The organism is Arthrobacter sp. SLBN-122 (genome assembly GCF_006715165.1).
Taxonomy (GTDB): Bacteria; Actinomycetota; Actinomycetes; order Actinomycetales; family Micrococcaceae; genus Arthrobacter.
This window is the reverse complement of sequence record NZ_VFMS01000001.1, coordinates 245,317-258,192: the sequence shown is the minus strand read 5'-3', so window position 1 is coordinate 258,192 and position 12,876 is coordinate 245,317. Positions and strand designations below refer to the sequence as shown.

The 12,876-nt window shown below is 60.4% G+C and carries 14 protein-coding genes, 1 other RNA gene and 1 pseudogene; 13 read left to right on the top strand and 3 right to left on the bottom strand.

Features of this window, described 5'->3' with window-relative positions; all coding sequences use genetic code 11:
• Positions 1 to 291: 291 nt before the first annotated feature.
• From FBY36_RS01220 to FBY36_RS20500, 3 genes are all read right to left on the bottom strand, one after another.
• Positions 292 to 1,053 (bottom strand): hypothetical protein, encoded by a 762-nt coding sequence (locus FBY36_RS01220; protein ID WP_142116966.1) that lies wholly within the window; start codon positions 1,051 to 1,053, stop codon positions 292 to 294.
• A gap of 287 nt (positions 1,054 to 1,340) precedes the next feature.
• Positions 1,341 to 1,982: a hypothetical protein gene (locus FBY36_RS01215; protein WP_142116965.1), complete on the bottom strand. Its 642-nt coding sequence runs from the start codon at positions 1,980 to 1,982 to the stop codon at positions 1,341 to 1,343.
• 1,137 nt (positions 1,983 to 3,119) lie between these two features.
• Positions 3,120 to 3,278 carry a hypothetical protein gene (locus FBY36_RS20500; RefSeq protein WP_160141862.1) on the bottom strand — a complete coding sequence of 53 codons (159 nt, stop codon included), beginning with the start codon at positions 3,276 to 3,278 and terminating at the stop codon, positions 3,120 to 3,122.
• Between the two features lie 115 nt (positions 3,279 to 3,393).
• Here FBY36_RS20500 and FBY36_RS01210 point away from each other — a divergent pair.
• From FBY36_RS01210 to ssrA, 13 genes and pseudogenes are all read left to right on the top strand, one after another.
• A pseudogene (locus FBY36_RS01210) lies at positions 3,394 to 3,720 on the top strand (CpaF family protein); the annotation flags it as partial.
• The gene (locus FBY36_RS01205) at positions 3,717 to 4,574 is read left to right on the top strand and encodes a type II secretion system F family protein (protein ID WP_200830412.1); all 858 of its coding nucleotides are present in this window, start codon (positions 3,717 to 3,719) and stop codon (positions 4,572 to 4,574) included. The pseudogene FBY36_RS01210 and the gene FBY36_RS01205, both read left to right, overlap by 4 nt.
• Positions 4,571 to 5,512, top strand: coding sequence for a type II secretion system F family protein (locus FBY36_RS01200; protein WP_142116964.1), 942 nt, complete (start codon positions 4,571 to 4,573; stop codon positions 5,510 to 5,512). Before FBY36_RS01205 ends, FBY36_RS01200 begins: the two co-directional genes overlap by 4 nt.
• 73 nt (positions 5,513 to 5,585) lie before the next feature.
• A complete protein-coding gene (locus tag FBY36_RS01195) occupies positions 5,586 to 5,873 on the top strand; it encodes a hypothetical protein (protein WP_142116963.1) in 288 nt (95 codons plus the stop codon).
• Positions 5,874 to 5,876: 3 nt separating this feature from the next.
• Positions 5,877 to 6,290: a TadE family protein gene (locus tag FBY36_RS01190; RefSeq protein WP_142116962.1), complete on the top strand. Its 414-nt coding sequence runs from the start codon at positions 5,877 to 5,879 to the stop codon at positions 6,288 to 6,290.
• Positions 6,271 to 6,894 carry a hypothetical protein gene (locus FBY36_RS01185; RefSeq protein ID WP_142116961.1) on the top strand — a complete coding sequence of 208 codons (624 nt, stop codon included), beginning with the start codon at positions 6,271 to 6,273 and terminating at the stop codon, positions 6,892 to 6,894. Before FBY36_RS01190 ends, FBY36_RS01185 begins: the two co-directional genes overlap by 20 nt.
• On the top strand, positions 6,891 to 7,337 hold the full coding sequence (locus tag FBY36_RS01180; protein WP_235008663.1) for a pilus assembly protein TadG-related protein: 447 nt from the start codon (positions 6,891 to 6,893) through the stop codon (positions 7,335 to 7,337). Before FBY36_RS01185 ends, FBY36_RS01180 begins: the two co-directional genes overlap by 4 nt.
• A gap of 77 nt (positions 7,338 to 7,414) precedes the next feature.
• Positions 7,415 to 8,530, top strand: a complete 1,116-nt coding sequence (prfB, locus tag FBY36_RS01175) for a peptide chain release factor 2 (protein ID WP_142116960.1) — start codon at positions 7,415 to 7,417, stop codon at positions 8,528 to 8,530.
• Between the two features lie 186 nt (positions 8,531 to 8,716).
• On the top strand, positions 8,717 to 9,505 hold the full coding sequence (gene ftsE / locus FBY36_RS01170) for a cell division ATP-binding protein FtsE (RefSeq protein ID WP_142116959.1): 789 nt from the start codon (positions 8,717 to 8,719) through the stop codon (positions 9,503 to 9,505).
• Positions 9,502 to 10,416 (top strand): permease-like cell division protein FtsX, encoded by a 915-nt coding sequence (gene ftsX / locus FBY36_RS01165; RefSeq protein WP_142116958.1) that lies wholly within the window; start codon positions 9,502 to 9,504, stop codon positions 10,414 to 10,416. Before ftsE ends, ftsX begins: the two co-directional genes overlap by 4 nt.
• A gap of 27 nt (positions 10,417 to 10,443) precedes the next feature.
• Positions 10,444 to 11,874 (top strand): M23 family metallopeptidase, encoded by a 1,431-nt coding sequence (locus tag FBY36_RS01160; RefSeq protein ID WP_142116957.1) that lies wholly within the window; start codon positions 10,444 to 10,446, stop codon positions 11,872 to 11,874.
• An 84-nt stretch (positions 11,875 to 11,958) separates the two neighbouring features.
• Entirely contained in the window at positions 11,959 to 12,432 is a 474-nt protein-coding gene (gene smpB, locus FBY36_RS01155; protein ID WP_138132248.1) for an SsrA-binding protein SmpB, read from the top strand.
• 73 nt (positions 12,433 to 12,505) lie between these two features.
• Positions 12,506 to 12,874, top strand: a transfer-messenger RNA (tmRNA) gene (ssrA, locus tag FBY36_RS01150).
• Positions 12,875 to 12,876 lie beyond the last annotated feature (2 nt).

The window sequence follows — 12,876 nt, the reverse complement described above, 5'->3', positions numbered from 1 at the left end:
ATGAACCACCAGATGAAGAACAAGTTCGGCGTGCCTGACAACCTTTGCTGCTTCGACTAAAGGCACTTCGTGCAGCCTCATCGGCCTAACGACGGTTCGTCCTGCGAGCCTACAGCTCTGTAGGGAAAGCTTCCCTGCCCACCGTGGTGATCATGCGTCCTTCTCGAAACATGCAACTCAACATGGATAGGACTTCAATGTCAGCAGCCGTTCATATGTGATTGAAGAGCGATTCCCTGCCGAGACCGGGATGATCAACGGCAGAGAACCGAAACGAACTGTTGCGGGGATTCAGCCAAGCGCCTTGATGATGTACTCGATGTCCACTCGCATCTGCGGAGTGATCGTGACGCCATACTTACTGCCAGCAATCCGGTCAGGAGAGAAGGGAGACACATCGAACTCGTCCGACAACTCACCATCAACGCTAACCCACTGCACTATCTTCTGCTTGATACAAAGCTGGCGAGAGACATAGCGATCGATGGCCCTGCGCTGCTTCAGGTTCGTAATTTCGAACTGGACTGTCTCCGCCCTGCCGATGTTGGCGGAGCGTCCCCACATCGCGCCAGAGTTCGTCAGCCACGCACCATCGAACTTGTACTGGTGCCGCTTCTTGATCGCCTTCTGGCTAGAACCGATGAGGACAAAGTACCCCAGTGCTCGCTGCGCCAGCATCCTCGAAGAGATCGTGCGCTCTTCAAAGGATGTGGGAACGCTTAGGAACGCTGCGTCCTTCAGCTTGTACTTACCGGAGAATCCTGATGCATTCTTTGCCCACCAGAGCCTGAGCTGGTACGCCTCGTTGGCAGTCAGGGCCGCTAGGAAGTTGACATGTGCTTGACCTGAGCGCTTCGCTTCTATGTCCCAGACGTAGGCTGCCTCAGTTCCCACTGTCTGACGAATCTTCCGCTGAAACTTGGCGATATTGTCGTGCACTGACTCGGGGTCGGTCACCACACCTTTCGCATAGCTGAGAACAAGGAAGGAGATGTGTACGTCCTCGTTGTTATCAACACGGTCAGTGATCGGGGACAGGTCAAACATGGTCATAGCTGTCTTTGCCGAGGTGAGAGTACGAAAATTCCATCCTTGGTTGCAGCCGACGCGCTGCGCAGCGGAACGAGTGCCAGCAGCGTGAGTAGACTTTGGTTTACCAGTGGAACCGGCAACCGGGTTTGGGTAGTAAGACTGGACTCCCCGATCACCATGCAGCATCAGAATTCCTTCAGTGCGCTGGCATTTGTCGAGACGTTTTTGTATATCAGAGGCTTTAGTCCGCGTGGACTGAAGTATCGTTGGCACGAGGATGGCCTTTCAAGCATATAAAGCGGAGCGAATTAGAGTTCGCGGCGGAATACTTCGGTGTCTAGGTACAGCTCATCCGCGAGGAAGCGATGGGCGGATTCGAAGCCGGTGTAGGCGTGGGCGGCGTTGAGAATTTTCTCGATGGATCGAACGTCTTTTACTGCTCGTTTGAAGGCGTCGTAGTTACGCCCGCTGTCCTTGGTGCCATAGAAGATATTCCGGAACTGGGTGAACCCTTCTTCGATATCCTCATCGGTTATCTCTTTCCGGAACTGCTGGCATCGCTCCGGTGTGCCACGACGTGATGCTCGCCTTGGTTCTTTTGGCTGATCTTCATCGTCGTGGGCAAGTTCGTCTTCTACGAGGCTTTGAGCAAGGTCACTGACACGAATCTCGGGTTCATCATCAGACGCGACTAAGTGATCGTCTGATGGATCAGCAGTTGATTCGTTGGTGATCTGGTAGCCGTAGTGCTTACCGTTGTGAGTAATCGCTGTCCAGATTTCGCTATCGACCAACTCGATAATTAGTGACGTTACGTCATCCATGGAAGTGATCTTGTAAGCGGGTACAAAACCGTCTGAACCTTCGACTGTGACCCATTTTCTTAGTGCTTCATTTAGACCAAATGCTGGGAGGCTCAAGCCTCCCGTGAGATCATTCTGGGAAATCATACTTAGTTGCCTTTCTAGGCATAGAAGAAGTGCTTGTGAGAAGGGCCGCGCGAACGCTGAGAGACGTTCTACAGGCCTCCCAGAGGTGGAGCGGGGGGATTGGTGTCACGGGCGAGTGGAGCGCCCTGAGGGACCATGAGAAGGGGTGGATCGAGTGGGTGACTTCCGCCGCGCCACGTCCTGAAACTGCATGTGGCAAAATGCAATCGAGTTGCTTACCCGCCGGTGAGTCACCGTAGAAAGCTGCGAAGACCCTGCGGCCAAATGAGGTGGGTTACGTAACCCGGTCGCAGAGGGCTTGCTGGCCTACCTGACGCATTTATCCCAGTCCGTCACCGTGGAGAACGTTTCGATTGCGTTGTCGTTTCGTCGGCTGTGGGCGAGCCATAAGTCATGCGCTTCGCGAAACCAACGGGAGAGATGCGCCGTGGAGAATTTTGAGGAGTACTCCTCGCGACGAACCAGTCGTTCGCCTCGCCGTGTAGTAGGGTAAAACCTCCCGGAAGAATGGACAGGGTGATCAAGATTTGGATAAACTTGCTCATAACAAAGGCGCCTTTCTGATGCGGTGAGACGTTCTGGAATTTGTATTTGTTTGATCCGTTTAGCGTGGGTAGCGCCGGATCGCTTTAAGGCTGGCTTGCAGTTCGTTGGTAGCGACTGCGGGTCAGCCTTTTTTGTCTGCGGCTATAAGTGCCGCAACGTAATCTCGTTGCTTCTGTGCTTTAGCGAGAATTGCCTCCCTATTCTTCATGTAGTACGTCTTGTTTCGATCTGCAACGCACTCTGTGCAGCGCCTATCAAGCAACCTTCTCTTGTTAGCCCCGTGACAGCAGGCCGATGAGCGGCCCATATGGATAGCTCCAATCTAAGTGTTCTGGAATTGTGTCCCGAAATGCAGTCTTCAGAAAGCAATATCTTGTCGCTTCGCATTCCTGTTTTGTAAGCTGATACCAAAACTATAGATCATAATTTCATGCACTTTTTCTGAGGAAATTCATTTCAGCCTTGCTGTGCACACGGCGTTGTTGTTGTTCAGTAAAGTTGAATCTGTGTAATCGCGCGCTTTTACGCATCGCAGCGCAGGAGAGTGGGAAGGAAAAAATATCGCACTCTTCAAATCTCGTGGCCGTTGATTCACGCCGCCTCTGAAGTTGCCTTAGATGCCGCTGCTTCGCCATCGGAAATTACCGCGAAACCTTGCCCCGCAAATGCGGTGCCGAAGGCGCGCAGTTCATCCTCGGTCATTTTGCGGCGAAGACCGCATGCCTTCCGCGTCTGCATAATAAATGCCATGTCGGCGTTGCTAAGTTGCATCTGAATCCACCCAATCGAATATGTTCTTCTCGTTTGAATTCAGAATTCCGTCGTCTAGACACGCGGTTTTTTCGTCATGGTTTTGCTGTAACTGGTCCACGCCAACTCGGCCCACGACGCGGTGACCAAGATCTGCACGCTGCCGCTGCTGGCGGGGGACAACATCTCAAGCGCCTTCGTGGTCCCCACGGTTGCATCCTGCATAGACCTCGTGGTGCATTGCAGCAGACACGCCGACGGTCGGCGCCAAGTAACTCAAATCCTGTCATTGGGCCGCCGTGTGGAAAACGGCATCATCGAGTCGTCGTTGGTCTTTGCCCTGGAGAACGGTGTGCTGCAGCCCCGGGCCAATGCCATGCCGGCCGCGGAGAAGTTCTCACGGGCAGGGTACGACGTCGCCGCACTTCTGGATCCGCGATGATTTCCGCATTGGTGGGAGCAGCAGGAGGGGTAGGCCTCTTCCTCATCTGGTGGTCCTGTTGGGAAACGCCGGACCGTAGGAACCGGAAGCGCAAGCCCGGGCGCCTGGCCGACCTGCTTGCGGCTGCCGGGGTAGACAAAGTCTCGGCGAGCGGCCTGGCAGGGACTTGTCTGGGGCTGGGGGTATTCGTGGCGCTGGTCTTCTTCGCTCTCAGTCGCTCCTTGCCCATTGCCGGCTGTTTCGGGCTTTTCGGCGCGTGGCTGCCGGTCACCATCCTCCGGTGGCGTGCCAAAAAGAGGACCGCGATGCTGCGCCAACTTTGGCCTGACGTCGTGGATCATCTGCGCTCTGCGATCCGGGCGGGCCTGCCCCTACCTGAGGCCCTCATCCAGCTTGGAGATAAGGGGCCTGAGGAACTGCGGCCCACCTTTCGCGAGTTCGGCGCCGATTACCGCGCAGGCGGCCAGTTCGATGGCTCTCTGAACAAGCTGAAACAGCGTCTTGCCGACCCAGTAGCCGACCGTATTATCGAAGCGCTCCGGCTCACCCGTGAGGTGGGCGGCTCAGACCTGGGGAAGCTCCTGGGTACCCTGGCGGAATTCCTTCGGGAAAACGCCCGGACCCGCAGTGAGCTGGAGGCAAGGCAGTCCTGGACCATCAATGCCGCCCGGCTTGCAGTTGCAGCGCCATGGATCGTCATGATTCTGCTTGCGACCAGACCGGAGGCAATCCAGGCCTACAACACGCCCATGGGCGCCGCAGTCCTGCTCGGCGGCCTGGTGGTCTCGCTGGTTTGTTACACGGTCATGTTGAAGATCGGGGCTTTGCCCCAGGACGAAAGGGTCCTCCGATGATGATTGTTTCCCCGGGAGCAGTTATCTGCGGGATGGGTCTTGGCTTCGGTCTTTGGCTCGTGATCTTCCGGTCTCCTCCAATGCGCCCCATAAGCCTGTCGGAACGGATTGAGCCGCAACTGAAGTCGCAGAACCTGGAGTCGCGGCTCCTCCGAGCAGACGAGCAGAACCTGACGCCGTTCGGCCCGCTCGAGCGGATTCTCCGCCCGGTCTTCCGGGACTGGCTCTCGGCCTTGGGGAAACTCAACCCTTCGCCCGGGGCAACCGCGCGGCGGCTGGCCCAGGCAGGGATCAACAAGTCGCCCATCGACTTCCGCGCAGAACAGTTGCTGTGGGCGGCAGCCGGTTTTGTCGTTTCGTCGGCCTTTATCCTCCTTGGAGCAGCAGCGGGCAGGTTCAGCCCGCTGCTGGCTGCCGCAGTGATCATCGGCAGTGCTGCGGCAGGTTTTGTGCTGCGGGACTACTGGCTGGGCGCCCAGGTCCGCCGGCGGGAAGAACGGATGATGGCAGAATTCCCCAGCCTTGCCGAACTGATGGCTTTGGCCGTCGGCGCAGGGGAGAGCGCAACAGGCGCGTTGGATCGTGTCTGCAGGAGTGCCAACGGTGAGCTGTCCAAGGAATTTTCGAAGATCCTCGCAGAGACAAGGGCCGGTAAACCCCTGGTCCTGGCGTTGCAGGAGTTCTCTGCGCGGACTGACCTTGCGCCGCTGGTCAGATTCGTTGACGGCGTCATCGTTGCGGTGGAAAGAGGGACACCTCTTGCGGAAGTGCTTCGCGCGCAGGCGCAGGACGTCCGCGATTCGGCCAAACGGGACCTCATGGAAGCTGCAGGGAAAAAGGAAATCGCGATGATGGTGCCGCTGGTTTTCGGAGTGCTTCCCCTGACCGTTGTGTTTGCTGTCTTCCCCGGCCTCGCGGCCATCAACCTGGGCTTCTGATGGGAGAAAAGCCCGAAGCCCGGCTCTGTTCGATTACTAAAAGCCACTCTAGGAACCAGGAATAGGACGCAAGATGCAAAACATGGGAACCCGCTGTCTGCTGCTGCTTCTTGGCCTTACGGCCACACTGCAGCTAAAGGTGCCCCGCGCGGCCAGGGCGAGTCGGCGTGCAGGCTGGCATGTCAATGAAGGCTTCCAGCCGCTTCGGGCAAGCGCAAATGATAATGCCGAGCGCGGTGACGTGCCGGGATGGGTGATGATAACCCTGATGTCCGCCGTCCTGGTTGCAGCCCTGCTGGCGCTCGCGGGCCCCGCCTTGGAGACCATGTTCAACCAGGCCATGGACAAGGTGGGGAACTGAACCATGGTGGCGTCCCCTCACGGGCCGGTGCAGCCCAAGCTGTCCCGGCCGGGGGAGCGGGGTTCAGCCGTGGTGGACTTTGTACTGGTTGGCGGGCTGCTGACCATGTTCTTCCTTGCGATCATCCAGCTGACCCTGGTTCTGCACGTACGGAACACACTCATCGATGCTGCGGCCTCTGGTGCACGGTACGGGACACTCGCTGACCGTAATGCCTCCGATGCCCGGGAACGGACCCGCAGCCTCATCGGCATGGCCCTGAATGAGGGGTTCGCAGAACAGGTCAGCACGCAGGAAATAACGGTCCAAGGCATGCGCACTTTGGAAGTAACCGTCCGGTCTCCTATGCCGGTTATCGGGTTCATTGGCCCACGGGACATGCTGGAGGTGAAAGGGCATGCGGCTGTTCAGCCCTGATCCGTCCAGCGCCCGCCCATTGCCCCGCTCCCATGCACGGCCCGATTCCAATGCCTTTCCGTTCCGCACACGTCTGGCAGAAGCATTCTGCAGGGAGGGTTCCGGGGCCACACGTGTGGGTGACAGGTTCAAGTGCCCCGGCCATGCGCATCGGGAGCACCTGCAGCAGGGCCCCGACCATGAGCACCATGGGCTGATGCATGAGGATGGAAGTGCAGTCGTCGAATTCACGTTCCTTGCACTCCTGCTGATGGTTCCGCTGGTGTACTTCGTCATCACTGTCGGCCAAATCCAAGGCGGTTCCTTCGCCGTGGTGGGTGCCGCCGACCAGGCTGCCAAGGTCTATGAAGCACAGCCCGATGCCCCCACCGCCCAGGCAGCTGCGGAGCAGGCCGTGGCCCTTGCCCTCTCCGACTTCGGGCACCCTGCAGAAAGGGCCAGCATGACCACCAGCTGCAACCCGGCAGACTGCCAGGCCGCCGGAACGACGGTAACGGTGACTGTCAGGCTGAACGTGCCGCTGCCGTTCATACCGTTTGCGGATGGATTGTCCGCCACGGAGGTTGAGGCGTCCTCCACTCAACTGGTGGGGAGGTACCGGTGAATCGCGGTGAACCGGATGAGAGCGGCCAGGTGATGGTCATGATCCTCGGCTACATCGTCCTGGCGCTCTTGGTGGCGACAGTCGTCATTGGAATATCTGCCGTTTACCTGGAGCACAAGCGTCTATTGTCGCTGGCGGACGGCGCCTCGCTGGCGGCGGCCGACAGCTACACCCTGGGTGAAGTCACGTCCCAGGGCGGAAGCCCCTCGGCTGTCCTTAGTCCCGCCCGCGTCCGCAATGTCGCTGCCGACTTCATCGCAAGAAGTCCCGCCTCACAGCGTTTCTCCGGTCTTGCCGTCACTGGGGCAACGGGTACACCGGACGGTTCCACCGCCGTCGTGGTCCTCACGGCAGCCGTTCACCCGCCTGTGGTGAACTTCCTCGTTCCGGACGGTATCCGTATCGAGGCGGCGTCCACTGCGCGCTCGCGCCTCACCCGATAAGTGACTCTGCTGTGCCAAACAGGACGCCGGGCCAGCACGCCTGGCTGTATCCGGCGATAGCGTAGGCTTAAACCACCATGGCCAATATTGATTTTTCCGCTGAAATCCGCGCGCTTCGCGCCACCTACGAGTCCATTGAACGCGTCAGCGACGTGGAGACACTCAAGGAAGACATCGCCGAACTCAGCGAGCGGGCAGGGGAGCCGGATCTTTGGGATGATCCCGCGGCCGCGCAGAAAATCACGTCCCGGCTTTCCCACCGCCAATCCGAACTCGAGCGCCTCACTAACCTGGCATCCAGGATTGACGACCTCGAAGTCCTGGTGGAGCTTGGGCAGGACGAGGACGACGCCGCCTCCATGGGGGAGGCCGCGGCTGAACTCGAGTCCATCAAGAAGGCGCTCAAGGACCTGGAAGTCGTCACGCTGCTGTCCGGCGAATACGACGAACGCGAAGCAGTGGTCTCCATCCGGGCAGGCGCAGGCGGAGTGGATGCCGCAGACTTCGCCGAGATGCTCATGCGCATGTACCTCCGCTGGGCTGAGCGCCACGGGTACCCGACCACCGTCATGGACACCTCTTACGCTGAGGAAGCCGGGCTGAAATCGGCCACCTTTGAGGTGAAGGCGCCTTATGCCTTCGGCACCCTCAGCGTCGAAGCCGGAACGCACCGCCTGGTCCGGATCAGCCCCTTCGACAACCAGGGACGCCGCCAAACATCCTTCGCGGCCGTGGAAGTCATCCCGCTGATCGAGCAAACCGACTCAATCGAAATCCCGGACAACGAGATCAGGGTGGACGTATTCCGCTCATCCGGCCCCGGTGGCCAGTCGGTCAACACCACCGACTCCGCAGTCCGCCTTACCCACATTCCCACCGGCACCGTGGTGTCCATGCAGAACGAAAAGTCGCAGCTGCAGAACCGCGCCGCCGCCATGCGTGTCCTGCAGTCCCGGCTCCTGCTGCTCAAGAAGGAACAGGAAGACGCGGAGAAGAAGGCACTGGCCGGCGATGTCAAAGCGTCGTGGGGTGACCAGATGCGGTCCTACGTCCTGAACCCGTACCAGATGGTCAAGGACCTGCGTACGGAACACGAAGTGGGCAATACGTCGGCAGTGTTCGACGGCGAAATCGACGACTTCATTGACGCGGGCATCCGCTGGCGCACTGACAACCGCAACGCTGAAAAATAGGCTGCGGCCCCGGCCGGGCCGCGGCTGATCCGGCGACACGCCCCTGAAAGCAGGCCCAACCACCGGGCATCCTGCGTATAGTCGAGGGGCCGGGGCCCTACTTTCCCCAAACGAAAACCCGTGCACCGGCTGCAGAACTGGGCTGCATCACATGAATCAGCCATGCCCTGCAGGGTACTTAGGGCCATGATCCGATTCGAAAATGTCACCAAGGTTTACGACCAGAAAGCCCGCCCGGCACTGGACTCCATCAACCTTGAGATTGACCGCGGCGAATTCGCCTTCCTCGTGGGCGCGTCCGGCTCCGGAAAGTCCACCTTCCTCCGCCTTGTGCTGAAGGAAGACCGCGCCACGTCCGGCGCTGTCTACGTCGCCGGCCAGAACGTCGCCAAGATCTCCAGCTGGCGGGTTCCGCGCCTTCGCCGGGGGATCGGCGTCGTCTTCCAGGACTTCCGCCTCCTGCCGCAGAAAAATGTGTTCGCCAACGTAGCCTTCGCCATGCAGGTGATCGGCAAGAGCCGGAGCGTCATCCGCGACACGGTCCCGGAAGTCCTCAAGACCGTGGGCCTGGAAGGCAAGGAACACCGCATGCCGCACGAGCTCTCCGGCGGCGAGCAGCAGCGCGTGGCGATCGCCCGTGCCGTGGTCAACCGGCCCGGGATCCTCCTCGCGGACGAACCCACCGGAAACCTGGACCCCACAACGTCCATGGGCATCATGGGCGTGCTGGACAAGATCAACCAGAACGGAACCACCGTGGTGATGGCCACGCACGACGACGACATCGTCAACGAGATGCGCAAACGGGTGGTCGAACTCAGGAACGGCGTGGTGATCCGCGACGAAGCCAAGGCCTTGTACACGTCGATGATCCCCGTCGTCGGCCAGTCCAGGCGGCTGAAGGACGCCAGCGGCAGGGAAGGGCCCGACGGCGGTCTGCCGGGCAACGGCGCTGAAGGCGAGGCCCAGCGGTGAGGCTGGCATTCATCCTTTCGGAGATCGGCAGCGGCCTGCGCCGCAACCTTTCCATGGTGGTCTCGGTCATCCTGGTGACCTTCGTGTCCCTCACCTTCGTGGGTGCGGCCGGGATGCTGCAGATGCAGATCAACCAGATGAAGGGCTACTGGTACGACAAGGTCCAGGTGGCCATCTTCCTGTGCAGTGAAGGTTCGACGGCGCCCGGCTGCGCTTCCGGGCCGGTCACCCCTGAACAACAACAGGGCCTGAACGCCCTCCTTGAATCTCCGGCAGTAGCGCAGTACATCAACGACTTCCAGTTCGAGTCCAAGGATGAGGCCTACAAGCACTTCAAGGACCAGTTCTCAAACTCGCCGATCGTCGATTCCGTGACGCCGGACCAGCTGCCTGCATCGTTCCGGATCAACATGAAGGACCCGGAGAAGTACCAGATCATCAGCGAGACGTTCTCCTCGCAGCCGGGCGTGGAAACGGTGATCGACCAGCGGCAGCTGCTCGAACGCCTCTTCTCGGTGATGAACGGGGCCTCCCTGGTGGCGGTCGGCATCGCGGGTGTCATGATCGTCTGCGCCATCCTGCTGATTGCCACCACCATCAGGCTCTCGGCGTTCAGCCGGCGGCGCGAGACCGGGATCATGCGTCTGGTGGGTGCCTCGAAGACTGTGATCCAGCTGCCGTTCATCCTGGAAGGCGTCATAGCAGCCGTCATCGGCGCTGCCCTCGCCTCGGGCACCCTGTGGGCAGTAGCGCAATTCTTCCTGGGCGACTACATGTCCCGGCAGTACCCGGACACAGCCTTCATTTCATCCAGCCAGACCCTGATCCTCGTTCCGGCGCTGCTGATCCTTGGCGGATCCTTGGCAGGAATTTCGTCTCTCTTGACCTTACGTAGATATTTGCGCGTTTAGGCTGTGCACACCGACCAAGGAATGCCCATGAACCTGACTGATCAAAACTTGCCCCGCCCCCGGCGCAGCCGAGGGCGGTCTGCTGCCGGCCGTCTGGGGATCGTCAGCGGCGTGCTCACCGTCATCCTTTCAGCCGGGATGGCCCTCGCCACTCCTGTCGCGTTCGCAGACGACCTCGAAGACCGCAAGGCCGCGCTCGAGGCCGAAGCTGCCCGCGTCCAGGCATCCCTTGAATTTGTCGATTCCCGGATCGCGAAGGCTGCCGGTGACCTGGTGATCTACCAGGGCCAATTGCCCGGCGCCCAGCAGGCACTCCTGGAGGCGCAGGGGCGCGTAGCCGGCGCCGTCAAGGAAGTCGAAGCACTGTCGGCCCGTGTGGACATGGCCCAGCAGAACAAGGCCAAGATTACCCAGCAGCTGGAAACGGACAAGCAGAAGATCGCCGACACCAAGAAGTTGATCGGCCAGATCGCTACCCAGGCCTACAAATCCGGCGGCGTTCCCTCCAACCTGTCGCTTTTCTTCGGATCCAACAGTGGCAGCAGCCTGACCGAAACCATGGACCTCGCGGACCAGGCTATGCGCAGCCAGAACGCTGCCATGGACAAGCTCAGCCAGCAGAACGCCACCAACGTCAACTCGCAGGCACGGCTTCAGGCCGTGGAAGCCGAGATCAAGGACCTCAAGGCCAAAGCCGACGCTGCCCTGGAGCGGGAGAAGGCCGCACGCGACGAGGCTGCCGCAAAGAAGGCCCAGGTTGACCAGCTGATCGCGGATACCACCCGCCTTGACGCTGAGCTCCAGGCGGCCAAGCCCGGCATCCAGGCGCAACTGGCCGGTGTCCAGGCCAACCAGAACCAGGTGGCGAACGAAATCGCCGAACGTGACCGCAGGGCCCGCGAGGCGTGGGAAGCCGAACAGCGCAGGCAGGCCGCGGCTGCGGCTGCTGCGGCAGCTGCTGCGGCCGCCGCCGCGAACCGCCCGGCCCCGCCGGCCCCGCCGTACGTCCCGCCCGCTGCCGGATCGCCGTCGGCCTTTGGCCTGCGCCATCCTTTCGACGGCAGCATCCCCATCACCTCCGGTTTTGGGTACCGCACCACTCCGCCGGGAACCATCGACTTCTACGGCACCGGTGGATACATGCACACCGGAATCGACTTTGGTGCTGCCTGCGGCACTCCCGTGTACGCTGCAGCTGCCGGTGAAGTATTCAGCTCAGGCTGGAACTCTGCCGACGGCGGCGGCTGGCGCGTCAAGATCGACCACGGGCTGGCACAGGGCAACACGCTCACCACCATCTATTACCACAACTCCAGCATCGTGGTTTCGAATGGCCAGAGGGTTTCCCAGGGCCAGCTCATTGCCTACTCCGGCAGCACCGGCAACTCCACGGGCTGCCACGCCCACTTCGAAACCTGGCTCAACGGCGCCGCCGTCGACCCCATGGGCCTGCTCTAGGGGCCCCGCGCTGCTGCCGTAGACTGGTAGAGCTCCGCGCCGCAGGCCCGGAGGCACCCGACCTGGAACCCGAGGAGTTTACCCGTGCCTAAAGAAAGTGGCCGTAAGGTGGTGGCCACCAACCGCAAGGCCCGGCACGACTATCACGTGCTGGACACTTACGAGGCCGGCATCGCGCTGATGGGCACCGAAGTGAAGTCCCTGCGCGAGGGCCACGCCTCCATGGTGGACGGATTCTGTACGTTCTATAACGACGAGTTGTGGATGGAAGCCATCCACATTCCCGAGTACAACCAGGGCAGCTGGACCAACCACGCGGCCCGCCGCCGCCGCAAGCTGCTCCTGCACCGGGAAGAGCTGATCAAGATCTCCCGGAAAGTCCAGGAAGCCGGCTACACCATCGTGCCGCTGCAGCTGTACTTTGTGGACGGCAAGGCAAAGGTGGAAATTGCCGTAGCACGCGGTAAGCGCGAGTACGACAAGCGCCAGACCCTGCGGGAGCAACAGGACAACCGCGAAGCCCAGCGGGAGATGCGCGAACGCAACCGGCGGCGCTAGGAATTATTTCGGTGGGGCATGCGTTAGTATGGGTAGTCCGGCAGGCTTGCCAGCCGGTTTGGTAACAAAATACGGGGATGATCGGTTTCGACGGTGTTAGTCGCGACAGGTGAAGCGGGCCGAGGATGCAGAATTATCTCGTAAACGCTTTCTGCAAACCAATAAGTGCCGAATCTAAGCGCACTGACTTCGCTCTTGCTGCCTAAGCAGTAAGACAGTCCGTCAGCCCGGGGTTGCTATCGCCCCGGATCCTGGCGTCATTTAGATAGCCACTGCTGTTTGCTCCCGTCATCGGAGTAAACGGGACTTTTAGATGACTGGGCCCGGATCAGCCAGCTGTTTGCAGCATGGCTGGGGCCGAGAAAATCCGACGCAAACTGCGCCCGGAGAAGCCCTGACAACACGACATCGGACGGGGGTTCAATTCCCCCCATCTCCACCCTT